At 55.9% G+C, this 19004-nt stretch carries 15 protein-coding genes, 1 tRNA gene and 1 pseudogene; 4 read left to right on the top strand and 13 right to left on the bottom strand.

Annotation, left to right across the window (positions count from 1 at the left end):
• Positions 1-31 precede the first annotated feature (31 nt).
• From ACR3E0_RS21075 to ACR3E0_RS21085, 3 genes are read right to left on the bottom strand one after another with little or no spacing between them, the layout of a single operon-like run.
• Complete coding sequence (locus ACR3E0_RS21075; RefSeq protein ID WP_480481416.1) at positions 32-1795, bottom strand: dynamin family protein; 1764 nt, start codon at positions 1793-1795, stop codon at positions 32-34.
• Between the two features lie 8 nt (positions 1796-1803).
• A complete protein-coding gene (locus tag ACR3E0_RS21080) occupies positions 1804-3816 on the bottom strand; it encodes a dynamin family protein (protein ID WP_480481418.1) in 2013 nt (670 codons plus the stop codon).
• Positions 3817-3818: 2 nt separating this feature from the next.
• Positions 3819-4241 (bottom strand): hypothetical protein, encoded by a 423-nt coding sequence (locus ACR3E0_RS21085; RefSeq protein WP_480481420.1) that lies wholly within the window; start codon positions 4239-4241, stop codon positions 3819-3821.
• 786 nt (positions 4242-5027) lie between these two features.
• On the opposite strand from ACR3E0_RS21085, the gene ACR3E0_RS21090 reads away from it, so the two are divergent.
• A tRNA-Leu gene (locus tag ACR3E0_RS21090) sits at positions 5028-5112 on the top strand.
• 144 nt (positions 5113-5256) lie between these two features.
• On the opposite strand, the gene ACR3E0_RS21095 is transcribed toward ACR3E0_RS21090, so the two are convergent.
• The 4 genes from ACR3E0_RS21095 to ACR3E0_RS21110 all read right to left on the bottom strand — a co-directional run bounded on the left by ACR3E0_RS21095 (position 5257) and on the right by ACR3E0_RS21110 (position 9265).
• Entirely contained in the window at positions 5257-6141 is an 885-nt protein-coding gene (locus tag ACR3E0_RS21095) for a LytTR family DNA-binding domain-containing protein (RefSeq protein WP_480481422.1), read from the bottom strand.
• 68 nt (positions 6142-6209) lie between these two features.
• Complete coding sequence (locus ACR3E0_RS21100) at positions 6210-7061, bottom strand: dienelactone hydrolase family protein (protein ID WP_480481424.1); 852 nt, start codon at positions 7059-7061, stop codon at positions 6210-6212.
• Between the two features lie 38 nt (positions 7062-7099).
• Positions 7100-7897: a MipA/OmpV family protein gene (locus tag ACR3E0_RS21105; RefSeq protein ID WP_480481426.1), complete on the bottom strand. Its 798-nt coding sequence runs from the start codon at positions 7895-7897 to the stop codon at positions 7100-7102.
• A 129-nt stretch (positions 7898-8026) separates the two neighbouring features.
• A complete protein-coding gene (locus ACR3E0_RS21110; RefSeq protein WP_480481428.1) occupies positions 8027-9265 on the bottom strand; it encodes an alpha/beta hydrolase in 1239 nt (412 codons plus the stop codon).
• Between the two features lie 369 nt (positions 9266-9634).
• On the opposite strand from ACR3E0_RS21110, the gene ACR3E0_RS21115 reads away from it, so the two are divergent.
• The 3 genes from ACR3E0_RS21115 to ACR3E0_RS21125 all read left to right on the top strand — a co-directional run bounded on the left by ACR3E0_RS21115 (position 9635) and on the right by ACR3E0_RS21125 (position 12694).
• On the top strand, positions 9635-11662 hold the full coding sequence (locus ACR3E0_RS21115) for an adenylate/guanylate cyclase domain-containing protein (protein ID WP_480481430.1): 2028 nt from the start codon (positions 9635-9637) through the stop codon (positions 11660-11662).
• Positions 11663-11887: 225 nt separating this feature from the next.
• Entirely contained in the window at positions 11888-12262 is a 375-nt protein-coding gene (locus ACR3E0_RS21120; RefSeq protein ID WP_480481432.1) for an IS3 family transposase, read from the top strand.
• Positions 12263-12274: 12 nt separating this feature from the next.
• The gene (locus ACR3E0_RS21125) at positions 12275-12694 is read left to right on the top strand and encodes a transposase (RefSeq protein WP_480481434.1); all 420 of its coding nucleotides are present in this window, start codon (positions 12275-12277) and stop codon (positions 12692-12694) included.
• Positions 12695-12926: 232 nt separating this feature from the next.
• On the opposite strand, the gene ACR3E0_RS21130 is transcribed toward ACR3E0_RS21125, so the two are convergent.
• The 6 genes and pseudogenes from ACR3E0_RS21130 to ACR3E0_RS21155 all read right to left on the bottom strand — a co-directional run.
• Positions 12927-14411: an ABC transporter ATP-binding protein gene (locus tag ACR3E0_RS21130; RefSeq protein WP_480481436.1), complete on the bottom strand. Its 1485-nt coding sequence runs from the start codon at positions 14409-14411 to the stop codon at positions 12927-12929.
• Positions 14411-15214 (bottom strand): ABC transporter permease, encoded by an 804-nt coding sequence (locus ACR3E0_RS21135; RefSeq protein ID WP_480481438.1) that lies wholly within the window; start codon positions 15212-15214, stop codon positions 14411-14413. Before ACR3E0_RS21135 ends, ACR3E0_RS21130 begins: the two co-directional genes overlap by 1 nt.
• On the bottom strand, positions 15214-16152 hold the full coding sequence (locus ACR3E0_RS21140; protein ID WP_480481440.1) for an ABC transporter permease: 939 nt from the start codon (positions 16150-16152) through the stop codon (positions 15214-15216). Before ACR3E0_RS21140 ends, ACR3E0_RS21135 begins: the two co-directional genes overlap by 1 nt.
• A gap of 5 nt (positions 16153-16157) precedes the next feature.
• Entirely contained in the window at positions 16158-17681 is a 1524-nt protein-coding gene (locus ACR3E0_RS21145) for an ABC transporter substrate-binding protein (protein WP_480481442.1), read from the bottom strand.
• Positions 17682-18018: 337 nt separating this feature from the next.
• Positions 18019-18537: a hypothetical protein gene (locus ACR3E0_RS21150; RefSeq protein ID WP_480481743.1), complete on the bottom strand. Its 519-nt coding sequence runs from the start codon at positions 18535-18537 to the stop codon at positions 18019-18021.
• A 54-nt stretch (positions 18538-18591) separates the two neighbouring features.
• Positions 18592-18987 (bottom strand): annotated as a pseudogene (locus ACR3E0_RS21155) (EamA family transporter); the annotation flags it as partial.
• Positions 18988-19004 lie beyond the last annotated feature (17 nt).

The following is a 19004-nucleotide window of genomic DNA, read 5'->3' on the forward strand; positions in this document are numbered from 1 at the left end:
CAAATGCATCTCAATACCAAGTCGGAATGTGCTACAACACATGCCACTCCGCCCCGCTGTTTTCGCTGGCTTTCGGGATTGAGCGCAGGGTTTCTTTGGTCTGTTTTGACTTTTGTTCAAGAGCAATCTGATCGAACTCCGCCAGAAAAGCCTTGAACACGTTCTTTAGACCTTCCGCATCCTCTGGCAGATCTTCACCGTTTGCGATTTCCGACCACATTGCTGATGCGCTCAACAGGTCTTCTGCCGGCACATCCAGCATGCCTCCCAGTATCGGTCCTTGCACGTCCCCATCATCCTTGGGTTCCGGTGAAACGCGCATTTCGACAAGCCCATTGCTCTCCGGCTCGGGTTCGTATTCGTTTGCCACATTTCCCGATTGGTCGGCCATCAGGGCCGTGATCGAAGACACGGAAACTTCGATCCCCCTGTCATTTGGGTGCTCATCCGATCCCGTCGTCTCAGGCTCGGCTGCGGGCGTCTCCGCCAACCTATCGCTGATAGAGGTCATCAACACATCGTCAGAAGTGTCCTCCTCGGTCGCAACTGCCGAACCGCCCATGTCGTCTTCGGCAAGCAACTGATCTTCCAGGTCTGTATCGTCGTCCAACTCGGCCTCGGCCAGCAGATCAAGATCGTCGTCTTCTGTTTTGGGATCAATCCGGGGGGTCAGATCCAGCGGATCGCTTGACGTGTCCCGAAAGAACGCGCGCAACTCGTCTTCCTCTGCGTCCTGCGCTTCCGCCGCGACCTCTGCAGCAGGAACCATCTCGGCCCGCATGCGTTCGGCATCCTCGGCATCGATCCGCGCCCGCTCAGCTTCATCGGGGCGCCGTTCGACCCGGGCCGGGCGCACCGGAAAGCTGGTCACGACCCCGGTATCCTGAGAGTCGCTGCCGGTGTCTTCGATCACCGGGTTCACCAGTTTGAGTGGGGCTGCGGCGCGAGCCTCCTCTTCAACGACGGCTTCGCGACTTTTGAGAGCAGATCGCAACGGCTCTACGCCCACGACACTCGACAGGCTTTTGTCGATTTGGTAGCGCGCCAGTTGGTCGGCGCGGTTGTCCATAATCTGTTCGGTGATTTCGAGAAAGCTGTCGATCATCTTGCCACCGCCGCTGCGCGACCAAAGCTCGGCATCACCGGTTTTGTCACGCGCCACGATTGCGTCACGGGCCGAAAACAGAATCGACCGGTTGAACAGATGCCCGGCTTCGCGGTTTACCCGGCGCAAAACTTTCTGCCGGTCTTTCGATCCAAGGGCATCAGCGCGGGTGACCAGCAACAACGAATTGTGCTGCAGGCGTTCCGGCAGAGAGGCCCAGGTGGCCCGCTCTGTTTCTCTCCAGGCTTGGGTCGAGTGCGTGCACCAAAGCACACCATTCGCCTGTCCCACAGCGCGCCGCCATACATCCGTTGAAATTTTGGGATCGGAAATACCGGGCGTGTCGATCAGATCCACCGCCTCAAGAATATCCGCCTCAAGGTAGATGCGGATGAACTGAGCGTCATTGACACCAACTGTCTCCAGCTGATCCAGCGCGATATCTTGGGTGCTGCCGTCGTGACGTTTGACATAGGCTGACTGCGTGCCCCAGCTGAACCAGACCGGTGGAAGCTGCGTGGCCGTCACCTGTGTTGGCAAAGTGTGGGTGCGCAGGAGAAAGTTCATCAACGTCGATTTTCCGGCGCTGAACTCTCCCATAAGCGCGAAAACGGGCTTGCGGCGGGACCACTGCTCGATGCGTTCCCATGCCTGTGGAGAGACGAAGCGGGTTTGTGAATCTTTTGCCATTTTTCTACTTATGCTGCTTCGTTGCTTAGATCTTTGAGGATGTCACCCAGAATCTCGTCGCGTGATTTCTGCGGCTGCAATCCGGCCATCAAGGCCGCATTCTGACCGGCATCCTTTTCCGCCGACGCCGAGATGTTCAGAAGTGTCTCCTTCTGCTCGCGCATGAAATCGGCCAAGGTGGCCCGTACGTTTTCCAGAACAGCCGCGACCTGGTTTTCCTCGATGTCTTTGGTGATCGAGTTCGCCTCGGATGTGATCAGACGCGTGTAATCCGCGGCGTAGGCCTCGAACCCTTTGCGACGCTGCCACCAACGGCGCCACCAGGTGCTTTGCAGGTCCAAGGCGATGGTGCGCCCGATACCCAGCGGGGGCGGGACACGCGGCACGATGGGCGCTTCGATGCTGAATTCGCCCAGATGGTTTCCAAGCAATTTGTGATACAAGGCTTCGACATCCGCGGCAGAAGCGGTATAAAGCGCACCGGCCTCCTTGCGCATGGATCTTGCAAAACTAAAATACGCGGCCTTTTGCAACGTGCGCAGCCCGGCAGGGTCGTACTGCCATGTGCCCTGTTCGCCGTTCTGTTCAAGATGTGAGATCAGCGAGTCGGTCGCGCGTTTTACGAAATTGGCCTCGGCCGAGTTCAGCCGCTCCAAAACCTTGTTTCGCAGGACGGTTGTCAGTTCCGCCACTTTCTTCTCGTACTCGGCGGATACGGTCGCAATGGCGTCTTCCGGCGACGCCCCGTCCAGATCACGCACCACGCCGTCGCCGCTATTCAGGTTCTTAGCAACGGCCGTTGCGCGAATTTGACTGGCGATGTTGCGGGCCCGGTGACGCACACGGTCCAGCAGGCGCGCACCTGCACCCTCGGCAATCCGTTCGTTCATTGCCAGCAGCAGGTCGGGCAGACCCGACAGAGCCCAGATTTTGTCGAGTGACGCGGCCTGATCGCCAAATCCGGCTGCGAGGTAAAAGGTGTTCAGGGTCTGACGCGACTCTTCCGTCAGGATATCCGGATTGCCGGTCAATGCGGCTTCGGCCCATAATGCGCTACCAAAGACAACGCTCGTATTGGTGTCGATACCGTTCTGCTTCAGCGTATCCTGAATCCGATCTCGAATTTCCGGAACCTGATTGACCGGATTGGACAATTCGTCGATGCGGTTCACGAACAGGATGATCTGGCGGTTTTCGAACTGCGCGATGATCCGCATCAGCGCCATGTCCATCGTGGTCAGCGCCTGGCTTGCCGCCAGCACAACAATGCACACTTCGGACCCACGGAGGCTGCGCAGCGTGATCTGCTCGCGCACCATGAAAGTATCATTCACACCGGGTGTGTCGCACAGTTTCAGCGAGATTGGATATTGCGGAATATCCATGAACAGCTCGGCCGATTTCGTCACGTCGGCAAACCGGCCTGTCTTGGGATTGATGTCCGGATCGTCCTCGTCACCGAGACAGACATAGCGCTGGATCAGTTCCTCATCGAAGTAGTCGTATTGATGGCTCTGGCCCAGAATCAAATCGAAATGCTTGCCCAGCCGATCCTCGGACTTGGCCTTCATTTCGGCGATCTGGTGGCGGATATCGTCCATCTCGTCATCGGCACCCGCACGGTTGGCCAGTTCGCCCAGCCGACCGCCGCCGACCATCAGATTGTCCCATTCTTCCTGCTCGAAAAAGGTGAACTTGGACTTCGTATCGCCGGGGGTGCGGGTGTTGATGTTCAGCGTGGTTACGACGGACGTCCACGGGTTTACATCCGATGGCAGCAGGCTGGGACGGCCGGCAAGGATGTTCACGATCGAGGATTTTCCGGCTTTGACTTGGCCCACCATCGTCACGCTGGCGGTAAAATTCTCCATCCGTGTCTTGAGCGTGGACAAGCGTGCCGTGGATCGCGCATCGGCCACCTCTGTCAATTGGTCGATCTGTGCCGTAAGCGATGTCATCGCCGTCGTCATCGGCGCCAGCGCTTCGTTGCCGACGGACAAAAGGTGGTCGTTTCGGGCCATTGTCAGCCTCCGGTTCCGGTTGCGGCAATCCGGGGCGCGTTCGAAACGCGCCCGGCTGGCATGCTGGTCAACGCGTCAATCCGGGCGATCAGATTCAGGGCATTCCCGAGGATTTCCGCCTCGGCCCTGGGCGTGATCGCTTCATAGGCATGGGAATCTGCCAGAACTTCGATCGAGCTAAAACGATCCCCGTTCTCAAGGCAGGCAACGCGGCGCCCAGTTGGAAAACCGTCGGATTTCGTGGATGGCAACGGCATGCGGGCATTGGCCAACAGATAGTGTTCACCGGAATGCGTGCGCAGGGAAATACCAAAGCCAGTGTCAGGATAGTCGCGGTTCAGGGTTTTGAGTTCACCAAGAAAACTATCGCGAGCAAAGATGACTGCATCTTGCTCAGGGGCAGCGGAGTTGTTCAGATCGGTCACAGCAAAGAACCTTGTACTGGAGTTGAGCGGAAAACTCGTACGGGTGCCAAGGTGGCGGAAAGACTCATTAACTCCTGAAGACCAAAAGGACCCTTCAAGGCGGTGTTATTTTGACGTGAATAAGATATTTTGGCGTTTGAAATGTGGCGCGAATGTGGTCGTAAGAAACCCGGAATGTCTCAACCTGTGAGGGTATAGAGCAATCTGACAGGCACAAAGTTCCAAATGATAGCACCTGAGAAACCTGAGTAAGACAGATGGAGTTCTTGTTTCTACCAGGCTGACATTTCTACTTCGGTGAAATGTTATTTTAATTTATCAGATAGTTATTAGGGTTTGATGTTATCAATGGTCGCTCAGCGGGCGCAAGTGAGGCGTCAGGTGCCACGTCCCGAGACATCAATTGTCGGCACGGCTCCAAAAAACGTCTTATGGGCCACAGCTGTCTTCACTCAACGTAAGCGCGCTTTCTGCGCGCGCTCGGCAAACTGGATTGTATCGCTTTCGAGAACAATTGTGGCGTGCAGATTACCGGCCCCTCGAAGTCAAAGCGCACATTGTCAGGAAGCGGTCTTCGGATCATCCCGAAACTGCAGCAGAAAAGCATGCGAGGTGTTTCCGGAGGCGTCAGTCCATTCGACGAAACCGAAACGATCGACTTCCGGTTTGTCAGATATTGTTGCGGTTCAGGTCCCAATAAACTTGTTTTTCATCCGATTTTATCTCTCGCACTCATCTGCAAGCTTTGTTATTGAGCGGTTCACTGCGGCGCGACAGTGCCGGGATGCGGGTGTGGCGAAATTGGTAGACGCACCAGATTTAGGTTCTGGCGCCGCAAGGCGTGGGGGTTCAAGTCCCTCCACCCGCACCAGTCTTGCTTTGTAGCCGCATGGTCATATTTGCGGCCTTAGTGATATTGTCTGGCGATGTATTCTTGCGAGCGACTTGTTCGCGCCGATTTGGCGTTTGGGCAAATCCACGATCTGTTTTGGCGCGGACATGCCCTGAATTGGGCTTAAACGCCTCCTGCCGCAGCCCTCGCAACAGCTTTCAGGACGGCCTTCCGCTTGCGTCGACTGATCGGCAAGCGTTCTCCATTGGACAAGAGCAGTTCCGTACTTTCCGTGGGGCCGGTAATCCTGTCTGCGTGGGACAGAACCACCCAATGTGATCGATGGATGAGCATTCCATCCAGATGGCTCAACGCCTCGGCCGCCCGGCCAATCGGAAAAAGAATAAGGCTTCGGCCCTTGCTCGTGGTTACGTGCAGGTAGTGCTGCTCGGCAGAAAGCGAGATGATGTCACGCCCGAGTTCCCTTGGCACTTTGGACCAGAAGGCACTTTCAAGAGATGTCAAAGAAGGTGGACCAGAAGATCTGGCCTCGGTGTCACCCGCCTCAACGTGGCCAGTTGTGCTCATCATCGGTACTGAGAGGTTCTGCAATCGTGCACTGTTAACAAGCAGCCACACACACAGGATTGGACCCAGAAGCGCGAGTATCTCATCTACCAGAAGCATCAGAACCGTCGGGTCCTCGCCCAGATCCGGTGCCGGCTCAAATATCAGATCAAGCACCATCGATATCGGTGCAAAGACAATGGCCGCCAGAACGGCAGCAATAGCGAACTGTATCAGGGCAGGTATGTTCCGGGAGGCCAGCCGGTCATCCACAACGGTTTGCAGGAACATAAGCAACGGCAGGAGAAGCGCCACGTGCAGCATCCAAAAGCCGATCCGTGCCGGAAAAGTGAGATCGGCGGTAATCGCAGGGTTCAAAGCCAGGATCAATATGCTCAGGGTTGGCACCCAGACCAGTGCGAAGAGTGGGGGTGATTGCCACACTTCACGACCCAGTGCCGAGACCAGTTTGGAGTACCGTTGAGAGACGTTTCGAAGCATTTTCGCTATTGCAGGTTGATTAAGTTACACCTCGGAAGGCTGACAATACTCACCTTTAGGCGGGTCGCTTAAGGAGACAGCGTATCAAGATCGTCCAGTACTTCCATGCGAATTTCCTTGGTGAGGATCGGCTCATAGCGATGTGCAGCAATATCAAAATCACCCGGATTGTCGAACCAATGGGTGACGCCATCCAGCAGGACCATTTCCAGGCGCCCACCGTCGCGGGAGATGCGCCTTGCGGCCTGCGCGCACGCATCGGGCGACACGTTGGAATCCTCCTGCCCGATATACAAAAGGGTAGGGACATCGACGGCCCAACCATGCGTCGCAGTTCGCGTCCCGAACCCGCAATAAGGATAGAACAGGACGGTCGCAACAATACCGTCGGCCCAATCCCTTGGAAGGGAGGTCAAATTTGTGGGTTTTGAGCTCTCACCAAAGCTCATCGCGTCCATGACGGCCCAGCCTCCATGGGACCAACCGAATAACGCAATGCGGGCGTTATCCAGCGATGGGTTGGCCGTTATGAATTCTACAGCGGATACAACATCGGCTCCGCGCTCGAACCCCCACGGGCGTGCGCCATCGCAAACACGTTCAAGCTGTTGGACTTGTGTGACCCCGCGGGGTGTAAAACTGTCGACAATTATGGTCGCCCATCCAGCCTTGAGCAACGCGTCGGACCAGAGTTGATGGTGGCGCCGCTGACCCAGACAGCCTGGCATGAAGATCGCGGTCGGGGCAGCCGACCCTTTGGATTGGTCCGGGCGCGACAACGAAAAATATGGAGCCAGCATCTCCGTATGCTCGGACAGGGTGAGTTTCGGGACGAACCATCCCCTGAACACGTGACCGTAGAGCAGCAGAAGAACCACCGATGCCACAGCTACGACGCAACCCAGAGCGCGAAAAGACACACCGATCTCCTTTCCAGAGCAGTCATCAAAGTGCCGTGTCAGAACCGCCAAATCACACCGGCTGCAAGTTCGAAGGCCGTGTCGTCAAATGTAATCGGGCTGTCTTTGGCGTCACCGAGCAGCGTGCTGTACTCGACCAAGCCGTAGAGACCGAATTGCTCGGTCAGAAAATGAGCCGCTCCGATTTCAAGACCCGCTTCCTGCAATCCAGCACCCGCTGAGTAGGGTGTATAGCCAGAGGCCGCGGCTTCAGCCGAGGAAACGCCATAGAACGCGTTTGTGTGGGCACCGTTCGCCCAAGTCACAAAGGGGGCGATCGTAATGATCGTCCGCTCGCTTATGGGCACATCGAAACCCAGACTTGCTTCGACGGTCGTTCCCTCATGACCGGAGCTGCTCAATCCGCGTGACGCCAGAATCTCAAGGTCCGCGACACCGATTTCGTATTCAAGAAAAGCGCGGAGCGCAGCACCCGCTTCGACATCCGTAAGGCCAGACAGACGGTTGTCATCAGCGGCGGTACGTTCGTCGAAATCATAGCCAATCGCGAACCCGAAACTCAAAGGCCCACCAGACCGCTCACCATTCAGGGCATAAAAACCGATACCGGTATCCGTGCGCAAAAAGAGGCGTTGGTTCCATGTCAAATCGACCTCCAGGCCGGGGTCAACCTCGGTTTCATCTGAACCGGAATATGTCGGGCCGCTGCTGGCACCCAGCCCAAAATAGCCTTCCCAGCTGTCGCCAAGACTCTGGGCTTGCGCAGTGCCGGGACAGATAAGAAATGCGATTGCGGTCAGTGATCCTGTCACGCGAGTAAGGTCGAGAGAAGTCATAGGAGTTTCCTTGCTGGCCTGGCCGTTTCGGAACGAACCAAATTTTGATGATCCAGAGAGCGATGTGGGATGATTTGGGAAGCTGGGCCGTAGGCGGTAAAACGCGTCTGGGCACCCACCCGGCGCGGGTCAGCTTGCCGGGGTCACCAGATGTTGCGCCAACCAGTCGGCGATTTGCGGCATCACCGTGAAGCGGTCCTGCGGGCAGTGGTCGTCGCTGCCGCTGTAGATCAGCGTGCCATCCACGGTAGAACCGTTTGCAAGCTCCATATCGAATTTTGGCGCGACATAGTCATTGCGCGCGTTCACAGACAGGATTGGGACGTCCGTCACGGTCTGACCAGGTATGATGACACCCTGGTCAATCAGTGAAAAGCCGCGCATATGGGCAAGGAAAGCCGCAGGATCATCGCCACCGTCAATCTTGGTCCGGTCGTAAAGCGCAAGGCGATACATGAGCCCGACGCTGTCCAATTGATCCTCTGGAACCTGAAAAACCGTGTGTAGTGGGCCGCATACGTTCACGGAGGCCGCGAAGAGGTCGGGTCGGGTATGCGCCAGCTTCACCGCCGCATTGCCGCCAAAACTGATCCCAAGTATCGCTATCCGGTCCGCATCGAACGTACTGTTTGCTGCAAGAGATTCCGCCAACGCCACGGGCAATTCGTCATAGTTCGGTGCAAGCGCAAATTCAGCGTTGGTGCCTGTCCCGGCGATGTCGTACATCAGGAAGGCCATACCTCTTTGCGCTACATCTTCAGCAAAGGTGAAGAACTCCCCCTGATTTACATCTATCCCGTTGGACGCGATGACCAAAGGCCAGCCGTCAGCCGGTGCGACACCCGACGGATACAGGATATGGGCATCGGCCTGACCATTTTGAAACGGAACAGAAACGTATTCGACACGATAGCCGCGCAATTCATAAGCCCGGTGCAACGTTTCAAGACTGGCGTCAAACGCGGCAGCCTCGGCCTCATTTGGGTTGATCAATGGATACTTGGCCAGCGTGTAGTTGGCGGATGCGCGCATGTAGAGGTCTGCTGCCGCACCGAAGAGGCCAAGGTCTTCCTGCTCTTCTGCCAGCGCCCTGAGCCGGTCGGCCACCTGAGCAAACGCCTCGGTCCAGACGGAACCGCCTTGCGCGCGGGTCAGGTCCGGGTGTTCGGACCCGGCACCGGCGGTGCGAACACGCTCGAGAACGGCATTTGTGGTCAGCGGATCGGCACCGTTCCACACCCAATGGTTCGGCCGGATATCACGGAAGAATTCGGCCTCCTCGGCCTGAACGGGAAGCACATCTGCGATCAGGCCGAGGCCAATGCACAGGGCAAGGAAGCTGGGGTTGGTTTTGATTGCTCGTTTCATTTTCGGCTCCTGAAAATTCGCGGGAGGGGAGGCAAATCTTGCTTCCGACGAACACAGGGATAGGAGGCCTGGGCGCCCTAGGCATTTGAGTTTTCATGAACGGTCAGAACGTCTTCACAAGCGGTTTGTGCGCCCGCCGGCTGGCACTCGCTGTGTGTCCGCTGCGGACATCCGCTTAATTGCATAAGACTCTGGGATGACTGCCAAGCTAGAAAATGGGAATACTTTGAAGTTGTGCGCTTTGAACGCACCTCCACTTGCTTGAACCTAACAGTTGCGTGAGATTTAGAGGTTGAAGCTAAGTAAGCTTTGCTCTCCTCAGGGTCTCAAACCAGTATTGAAGCATATGTATTTGAAAGCGGAGTTTTGATGCGATTGAGCGTGGGCATTGCTGTTTCAATCCTGGTCGCCGTGTCCATCGGGGTTTCGACGTTTATTGTCCATTCCCTTTGGTGGACGACCGCGCGGGACAACAGCCGCATGCTCGCAGCCGAAATCAACAGTCAGATCGCAAATACCGTGCGTATCGAGGTGGGCGTGACGCTCAGCTCGGCCGAAGCCGCCTGGGCGGCGGTCCGCACGATCTTTGTCCAGAACGTCATCGCGACGCGACAGGCTGACAAGCGAGAGTTTGTTTTTCTGTCACAACTGCAGGCTCAACCGAATATCTCATGGATTTTCTTCGGCTGGCCCGATGGCAACTTCTTCGCGTCACACCGTCTGGGTGACGGTGGACTGGAGATGATTGAAATCGACAAGGACATTCGTGACGGGATGCTTCGGAAGGATCGCTACATCTTTATTCCGGGCGACATTCAGTTCGAGGAGCGGACATTTACCCAAACGACTTATGATCCGCGCGATCATGCCTGGTTTGAGAATTTTATGGGACTGAACTCAACCGGGTGGATCGAAGCGCGCGACCTCCCGGATAGTGACAAAACCATTTATGCCTTTGTCGGTCCAATTGACGTCAACCGTAAGCGGCAGGGGGTTCTGGCGGTTGCGATCGAAACGGATCGGCTGTCGCGCTTTCTCGCCACGCTTACGCCCGGTGAGTTCGGCGCCGCGTTCATTTTGGATGCCGATGGAAAAGTCATTGCGGTACCCGATGCTGAGGCTGACGAGGTCACTCCGGCGCGCATGGGCGAAGGGGAGCTGTATGAAGTGGCCATGATTTCTGGGGAAAGGTTGTTGGGTGACCCCGAAACGAATACCCCCGGCACACTAACGAAGCGCATTGTCATCGACGGCGTGCCCTACGCGGTGGCACTGACACCGTTGGGTTTTTATGGTTGGCGTGTTGCCACCGTCATTCCCGAGGCGGCCTTTTTGTCGGGGATCGACGAAACTCTGATAAACCTGATCTATATCCTGATCATTGTGGTGATTATCGCAACCGGGCTGGCGATCTGGTTGGTCCGACGAGTCGTCGCAAATCCGCTGGCACGCATCGCAGAGGACCTGAGCAAAATCGAACGCTTTGATGTCGAACGCATTTCGAGCAGGCCCTCCAAGCTTTCTGAGCTGGCCAATCTTTCTGCCGCAACCGCCAGCATGGCCGCAGGCTTGTCGGCATTTCGAAAGTATGTTCCAACCGATCTGGTGCGTATGCTGGTGGCTGAGGGCATCAAGATACAGCCTGGTGGCGACCTCAAGCAAATTTCTGTCCTGTTTTGCGATGTCAAAGGGTTCACGGGTTTGTCCGAAAGACTTGGACCCAAAATCGTCCAGCTGATGGAACCCTTCTTCAGCGCGGCGTCAACGGCCATTGCGCGCAACGACGGGACGATCGACAAATTCATGGGGGATGCGGTAATGGCGTTCTGGGGAGCGCCACGCAAGGACACCAACCACGCCGAAAACGCCTGCCGCGCCGCATTGGACCTTGTCGCCGCTGTAGAAAAATCCGGAATTGAGGATGACGGCGGCAACCCGCTGCGCGTCAGAATCGGGCTGAACAGCGGAGAGGCTCTGGTCGGAAATATCGGATCGGAGCAGCGTTTGAATTACACCGCAATTGGCGATGTGGTGAACGTTGCCAGCCGGTTGGAGGGGGCCAATAAGGACTACGGTACACTGATTCTGATTGGGCCGGAAACAAGACAGCAGGCGGCAGGCACAATCATAGTGCGCGAATTGGACACACTTAAGGTATCTGGGCGCGTCGAAGAACTGGTGGTTTACGAACTGATTTCCATGTCGGATGAGTTTGAGGAACCCCCAACATGGATAAAGGCCTATGAACAGGGCCTTGCATGTTATCGGGCAGGACAATTTGAAAACGCTATCGCCGCATTCGAGACCGCTGACCGTACACGAAAGGGAGACGCCGCGTCAGTCGCCATGATATCGCGCACCCAAGCCCTGTTGGAGGGGCTACCGCGGAAAGGCTAGCGTGCAGTAAATGCAACAAATGACAAGGTGTAGTATTGCTTCTGGAAAGTTGAAGCACCTCGAGAATAGGGTGCTTCTACTACATGACGGTTGCTGATCGCGTGCTGAAGCCAAAGCAACCATCGCAGCATTTCATCGGCATGCATGTATTTTGAGGCCGATGAGCGTAGTGACCTACGTAGCCGCAATGGGCCAAGCTAATTCTACAGGCAACCCGACGTTGACTTGAGTATCAGCCAGCAGTGCAAACTGGTGCGGCTGTCACGGTCGGCGTTATACTACACGCCGGTCGGGGTCGACGCGGACACGCTGGCCATGATGAAAGAGATCGACCGAGTGTTCACCAAGGACCCGTTTTTCGGCAGCCGCCAGATCGCGGCTTACCTGGGCAGAGAGGGGGCGATTGTCGGGAGGCATCGCGTAAGGCGATTGATGGCAAAGATGGGCCTCGAGGCAATCTACAAACGCCCCCGGACCAGCCAGCCCCATCCCCAGCACCCGATCTATCCGTACTTTCTAAGGCAGATGCAGATCGATCGTTCTAACCAGGTCTGGTGTGCCGACATCACCTTCGTTCCGGTGCGAAACGGGTTCCTTTAGCTCGTGGCGATCATGGATTGGGCCTCGCGCAGAATCCTGAGTTGGCGGCTCAGCAACACAATGCATGCCGACTTCTGTGTTGATGCGCTGAACGGGGGCACCGCCAGACACGGTCCACCAGAGATCATGAACACAGATCAAGGATCGCAGTTCACCGGATCGGCCTGGATCACGACATTGACCGAAGCTGGTGTGCGCATCTCTATGGATGGCCGAGATTGCTACCTCGATAACATCTTCATCGAACGGCTGTGGCGATCTTTGAAGCAGGAGGCCATCTATCTCGAAGAGATCAATGACGGCTTCCAAGCTCGGCGGGTTGTCAAAGACTGGATGGCATTCTACAAAACTGAGCGGACTCATTCCACGCTTGATCAGCGGGCGCCGGATGGCGCATATTGGGCAGGCTTGGAAGAGCAGAAAGCAGCATGACACCTAAACCCGATACACCTTAGCGAGGCTGCAAAACTGTCCGAAAAGGTGGGACCACTTCATTTGAACCCGGCGCATTGAGCCGGCATCTTTTCCTCGGTTTGCAGGACAAAGGCTTCGACATCTTGTGTATGGAAGCGCAACAGGTCAGCGCAGCGCAGTCAGCTATGCGGAACAAGGCCTTTTTGAGCCCATTTACACAAACCCCGCGATGCCTGCCAAGGGCCCACGCTCATGCAATGCGTTCATTCAGATCGATGGAGTGCAGGGGAGCGCGCGATATTCGTTTGTTGACTATGGTCTTTTGCAAAAGAGCACCGTTGCCGGTTAACTCGAATATACGACCCGTTCGCTTCTGAAGGACTGATAAGTCATGAGAAATCAGCAAAACGGCGGCAGACGATTCCGAGGCGTACTCAGTTATGACATCGATCGCCAACCTTTGGATCGACATATCGAGCCTTGATGATGGTTCGTCGCAGACCAGGAATTTTGGCCGGGACAGCAAGACGCGCACCAGGGCCAGGCGTTGCAGTTCCCCGCCGCTCACCTGGTCTGGGCGGCGTCTGAGGAGCAACTCGTCAATCCCCAATCGTGCCATAAGTCTCGCTTTGGAGAGCGGGCTAATGTGTGCCCCTGGCGTCAGTTTTTCGAACACATCTCCAATAACCAGGTTCGGTGGAAAAGATGTCACAGGATTCTGAAACAGTTTTTGGAACCTGATCCGCTCGCGTCGAAGGACTGTCGGTGTCAACGGCTCACCACACCAGGTCACAACTCCATGGGTTGGCGTGTGCAAACCAAGGCAAATGTCGCCCAGCGTGGATTTTCCAGCCCCGCTTGGGCCATGAAGACCGACAATTTCGCCGCTATGGATATTGATACTTGCATTGCTGATAAGAGGGCATGAGTTTGAAAACCCGAACGTGATGTCTTGCAGGCTGATACATGCTTCGGATGCCGGCTGTTCTAAGGCGTTGTGATGCGGCCAGTTTGTTGGTTCGCTCTGAATCAACGTTTTTGCGGCTTTGCTTTTGGGTTGCTGCAGGACGGGATGACGTGGGCCCTGCTCAACAACCTCGCCCTTGTCAAACACCACGACCACATCCGCTAGAGCCCGAACGACATCGAGATCATGAGTGATGATAATCAAACCTCGCCCAGAGGCTTGAACCAATTTAAACAATTCAATGACGCGGAGTTTGTTTTCGGTGTCGAGGCCCTTGGTGGGCTCATCAGCCACAACAAAGGCCGCGCGCGCTGCCAAAGCCATTGCGATCATAACCCTTTGCTGCATGCCACCCGATAACTGGCTTGGGAATTTTTCCAGGTCTGTGGCGCTCAATCCGACCTGAGTGCAAAGCGCATCAGCGGTGTTCCACCGGCTGTCCGGGTTCCGCCGCCATCTAAAAACCTCGGCAACCTGGCGACCAATTTGCATTGTCGGGTTGAGCGCGACGGCAGGTTCCTGGGGCAAGACGAATACGTGTTCCTTCCACAATGGTACGGTTTGCTCTTTGCCGCTCACCGCAATGTTGCCGGTCACCTTCAACCCGTGCATTGGCAGGCCGGACAACGCCGCCGCAAAGAGGGATTTACCCGATCCGGACCTGCCAATCACACAACAGGTCCTACCTTGATCAAATCGCAGGTGCGGTACATTCAGGGACAGCTGGTCCGCAGCTACGGTGAGATTTCGAACGTCAATACGGTGCATCAATCCACACCCGCCCTTGCTTTGACAAACGATTGGGACAGGATCAACAACGCCAATACGATCCAGACAATGGCCAGAATTGGTGCAGCCAGTTGGACCTGAGAAATTTGCCAGTAAACGCGCAGATCATTGATCATCATGCCCCATTCGGCCTGTGGAGGTGCGATGCCGATGCCAAGAAAACCCAGCGTGGCGATCGCCAACACTGTTTGACCCACCGAGAGCGCGCCAAGTGACAGTAAGTAAGGAGCCAAAACCGGAATGACCTGATATCTGAAAATTCGATACCCGCTGGCCCCTGCAAGCTTTGACGCAAGTACATGGTCGCTGAGAATAATGTTCTGACCGACCGAGTAGCAAAGCCGAAAGTACTCGGGCCATTTTACCAGCCAAAGCAGTAAAATTATGACCAGAGCCCCTCCACCCAGTACATCGGCCAGAAGTATTATTACCAAAAGGCCGGGCAGGGCATAGAGCGCATCCGCGAACATGGTCAGACTTGCCGAGACGGCTCCGCCGAACCACATTGCGACTCCCGCCAGTGCACAGCCCGTCGCAAGGCTGCAGGCGACGACCGATAATGCGATCCCGGCGGAGTAGCGTGCGCCATGAAGAACGCGAGCCAGGACATCGCGGCCCAACTGATCTGTGCCCAGCGGATGTCCTGCGCCCGGAGGGGTGAATGCTGCGAGCAAATCTTGCGCGTTGGGGTCCACTGCGTAGATGAAAGGGCCTAGCGCTGCGGTCAGCACAAAGGCCAGTGTCAGCAAGACGCCCAACTGCAATGTTCCCGACACACGCATCACACAGCCTTTTGGCGATAGATGCGCCATGTCAGGAGATCACATAAGGTTGTGCAACTCAGGTAGAACATCACCAGCGCCAGAACGAGGCCTTGCATCAAGGGCAAGTCCAGTGCTTTGAACGCGTTAATCAGCGCCCAACCGAGTCCATGGTAGTTGAAAATCGTCTCGATCACGATCACGTCGTAGATCAGGAACATGAACACAACCGGCAGGTAGTTGAGCATAGGACGTAGCGCATTCTTCGCTCCGTGTCGCCAGAACACTTGATTCTCTGGAACGCCCCGCATCAGGGCATTCTGCATGTAGGGTTGCCTGCGCACGTCGATCACTGCTGCTCGCACGATGCGGCTCAACGCGCCGGAAACAGAGAGTGCAATTGTCAGAATCAGCACCCATAGCCGTGCCCAACCCGCTGTGCCGCTGAGTGTTGCAAGACCGAGTTCGACGACAAAAAGCTGCACCATGAAAATCGCGATGAGAAAGGAGGGTATCGTTGAAACCACAGCGCTGAGAGTGGTCAGAACGATATCCAACCTGCTTCCCTCAAAACGTCCGCATATATACCCGATCGGCACCGCCAAGCAGACGCCTGCCCAAAAGCCCCAGAACACAAGACGCATCGAATTGGCTCCATGATGAGACAAATCGTCAAGCACATCGCGTCCCGAAACCAACGATACGCCAAAATCAAACATCAGCGTTTGTCCAAGCCAGGCGGCATATTGGAGAGGGATAGGCCGATCCAGGCCGTAGGATTGACTTACGACGCTGGCCAAGTCCTGGTTGGGTTCTGAGCCCGAAAATCGCGCAGCTGCAATTTGCAGCGCAAGATCCCCCGGAAGAAGGTGCACCGCCCAGAAGGAACACGTGGCAACCAGCAACGTGATGACCAAAATGAGCAGTGCCTTCTTCGCTAACAGAGCGCCGAGCGTCATGCGGCCTACCGCTCTGCCCAGGTCAGACGATTGAGGCCGAAGTCCCGCTCGTACACATCAAACGTGAAGTTCTCGACGTCATCCGAGACCGCATAGACATCATCGTACCAGGTCACCGTCACCATGGGATGTTCTTCATGAATCATGGTGACCATGTCAGTGCGAAGTTTTTCCAGTTCGGCGGGGTCAACAGTTCGCTGATAGGTTTCGACCAGCTCGTCAAACCGGTCGTTGTTCCAGTTCATTGAACCCCAGAAACCACCACTCTTGTAGAAGTTTTCGACAAGCGCACCGATTGGATCCGGAACATAGACGAAGCTATCCGAGACGATGCCTGCTTCCAGTGTGCCATCGGTATGCCCGTCAGAAATGACAGTCCAGTCACCCTGCTTTATTGTCGCCTTGATGCCGATTTCTTTAAGCATTTCCTGGATCGCCACGCCGATAACGGGCAATTCCGGGCGGGAGTCATATGTGCGCATTTCGATTTCGAAACGCTCACCGTCTCGAACAAGGATGCCGTCTTCATCTTTTTCAAACCCGGCATCTGCGAGCAATTCGGCCGCTTTGGCGGGGTCATACGCATTGGGCACCAGAGATGCGTCATGCCATGCTGGCAGGCTTGCAGGAAACAGTTGTGTGGCCGCCGTGTCAGGGTTCCCGACAATGGACGTGGCGATCCCCTGCCGGTCAATTGCATAGCTGATCGCCTGACGCACGGCGACCTCGTCCAGAGGCGCCAGTCCAGCGTTCAGTTTCAGCGCCCGCACGCGAGGAATCGCCTGAATTCTTACGTCGACATTGTCTGTCCCAGCCAGCATTTGCGTGGCGGTCACCGGTAAGCTGAATGCGAATTCCACTTCACCCGCTTGGGCCATTGCTTGGCGTGCCTGCGCATCTGGAACGAACAGGTATTCGACGTTACTGATCGTTGCCTTGTCCCCCCAGTAATCTGCATTTGCAGAAAGCTTCAGCATGGTGGGGTCAGAGCTATCAACAACCGTGTAAGGTCCTGTCCCCGAAACGCTCTCGCCGGGTTCATCAGTCAGGTTTGCGGCTGAAATAATGCCGGTGTTCCAGTCTGCCAAAATGGCGGGCAGGATTGAATAAGGGTGTTCCAAGGTCACGATGACGTCATCGCCCTCAAAAGTGATGTTCGAGACCGGTGCAGTTCTCAGCGAGCTTTCGTCGCGGAATTTTGTCAGGTTTGCTGCGACTGTTTCTGCCGTGAGAGGACTGCCATCGTGGAATGTGACGCCTGACCGGATTTTGAAGCGCCATTCATCCAGCGTATCGTTCGAAGTCCAGCTTTCAGCGAGCAGGCCCACAATATCGCCCGCTGGGGTTGGCATGGTCAGTGTCTCAACAACCCCCGTCCGCGAAAGGGTTGTTCCAGCCGAAGGGATGAGCGCACCAATCTTCCAGGGCGAAGCGATGCGAAGCGTGTCGTCGGCAGGACCTGCGAGGACCGGCTCTGCGGTCAGAAAGAGCGCTCCACTGAGAGCGGCAGCAAGGAAGGTGTGTTTCATCGGGCAATCTCCTGAGGTCGCGTCGAGCCAACACGTCTGTCCGCAGCTGTGCATCAGGAGACTTGTCAATCTGGCGATTGCGAATCCCGGAGCGCTTTCACGGCACAAAACGTCTTGATCGTGTCTTGATAAGGTTGGCTGGATCGCAGAGATCGGGGCTCACGCCCGCGTAATACACGACAATTTTGGTAAAGTAAAATGGTCAAGGCAAAGGACTAGCCTCCTCCTTTGCCAATGCGGCCATAACCAGTTTTTATTTGGCTCGCCATCATGTTCAAAACACTGCCACTGTGTTTGTGAAAGCCCGCGCATGGCTGTTAGCGGCCTGCTGCCTGTTTCAGGCACCTGTAGGGCGCCGAGACCTCGCAAAAAGAACCAGAAGCGATCCCAATGAAATGACGGAGCCGAAAAGCAGCGACTGTCCGATTGAAACAACAGGTGGCAAAAAACCCGCCCGATGGGCAATCATTTCGAAGCCCAGGCTCAAAAAGGGGAGTGCGGCCATTCCGGCAAGGTAGTTTTCGGTCTTTACTGCGCGTATTGCGCTAAGCGCAAGGTACAGCGAAGGCCCGCGTAGGAGTATCCCGACCGCACAGGCTGCAACCCACAGCCGCACATCCAGAAGTGTTGCAGGGTTTGTGAGCAGGCTCAGCGATTGCGGCAGATAGCGTTCGGTGGGCGGTATCCAGTGGGCCAATGCAGCGAGGCAACCAACTGCCAGAAGCATTACGAACGCGCTCGCCAGAAGCATGATGCCCGTCAGTTGAGCGCGCTGCCGCACGCTGTCGCCTTGGTTCATCGGATGAAACTCCGCGATAACTGTCGATAAGATGACGCAGATCTCAGAAAGGATCATCAGTTTGACCGCGGGATTTGACCATCCTCCGTCCAATGTCTGAACCAAAAGCACAAGCCCAAAGAGGATGACGACATGTCCAGGCAATTCGCTCAGACCGGGGCGACGACCGACAAATTGCCAAAGAAGAAGAACACTCATTGGCACGGAAACAACCCCCAGGAAGGCTGCATTTGCGGCACTTGTGTGCAGAAGCGCCGCGGTAAACAGCGCGGCCGTCGCAACGCGCAAGAACCCGTACAACCATATGAAAGGGTCGCGCAGCGCAGCTCTCTGTCCGTCGATCCCACCGGTTGCAACGAGCAAAAACATCCCGGCAATCATCATTTGGATCAATGTGAACAACCATGGATCCAATCCTGTCGCCGTCAGAACGGCCCGACTGGTCACCAACAACAATGCCCAACTCGCAAGTGATGCGATAAGTGCAAAAAACCCGGATGTTCTCATAAACTGGCTCGCTTACA

It is taken from the genome of Ruegeria sp. AJ12, assembly GCF_056536245.1.

Coding starts and splice junctions, on each gene's coding strand:
- ACR3E0_RS21130 (WP_480481436.1), bottom strand. CDS start 14,411: ATGCACCGTATTGACGTTCGAAATCTCACCGTAGCTGCGGACCAGCTG.
- ACR3E0_RS21140 (WP_480481440.1), bottom strand. CDS start 16,152: ATGACGCTCGGCGCTCTGTTAGCGAAGAAGGCACTGCTCATTTTGGTC.
- ACR3E0_RS21135 (WP_480481438.1), bottom strand. CDS start 15,214: ATGCGTGTGTCGGGAACATTGCAGTTGGGCGTCTTGCTGACACTGGCC.
- ACR3E0_RS21110 (WP_480481428.1), bottom strand. CDS start 9,265: ATGAAACGAGCAATCAAAACCAACCCCAGCTTCCTTGCCCTGTGCATT.
- ACR3E0_RS21075 (WP_480481416.1), bottom strand. CDS start 1,795: ATGGCAAAAGATTCACAAACCCGCTTCGTCTCTCCACAGGCATGGGAA.
- ACR3E0_RS21080 (WP_480481418.1), bottom strand. CDS start 3,816: ATGGCCCGAAACGACCACCTTTTGTCCGTCGGCAACGAAGCGCTGGCG.
- ACR3E0_RS21095 (WP_480481422.1), bottom strand. CDS start 6,141: ATGCTTCGAAACGTCTCTCAACGGTACTCCAAACTGGTCTCGGCACTG.
- ACR3E0_RS21105 (WP_480481426.1), bottom strand. CDS start 7,897: ATGACTTCTCTCGACCTTACTCGCGTGACAGGATCACTGACCGCAATC.
- ACR3E0_RS21145 (WP_480481442.1), bottom strand. CDS start 17,681: ATGAAACACACCTTCCTTGCTGCCGCTCTCAGTGGAGCGCTCTTTCTG.
- ACR3E0_RS21115 (WP_480481430.1), top strand. CDS start 9,635: ATGCGATTGAGCGTGGGCATTGCTGTTTCAATCCTGGTCGCCGTGTCC.
- ACR3E0_RS21125 (WP_480481434.1), top strand. CDS start 12,275: ATGGATTGGGCCTCGCGCAGAATCCTGAGTTGGCGGCTCAGCAACACA.
- ACR3E0_RS21150 (WP_480481743.1), bottom strand. CDS start 18,537: ATGATCCTTTCTGAGATCTGCGTCATCTTATCGACAGTTATCGCGGAG.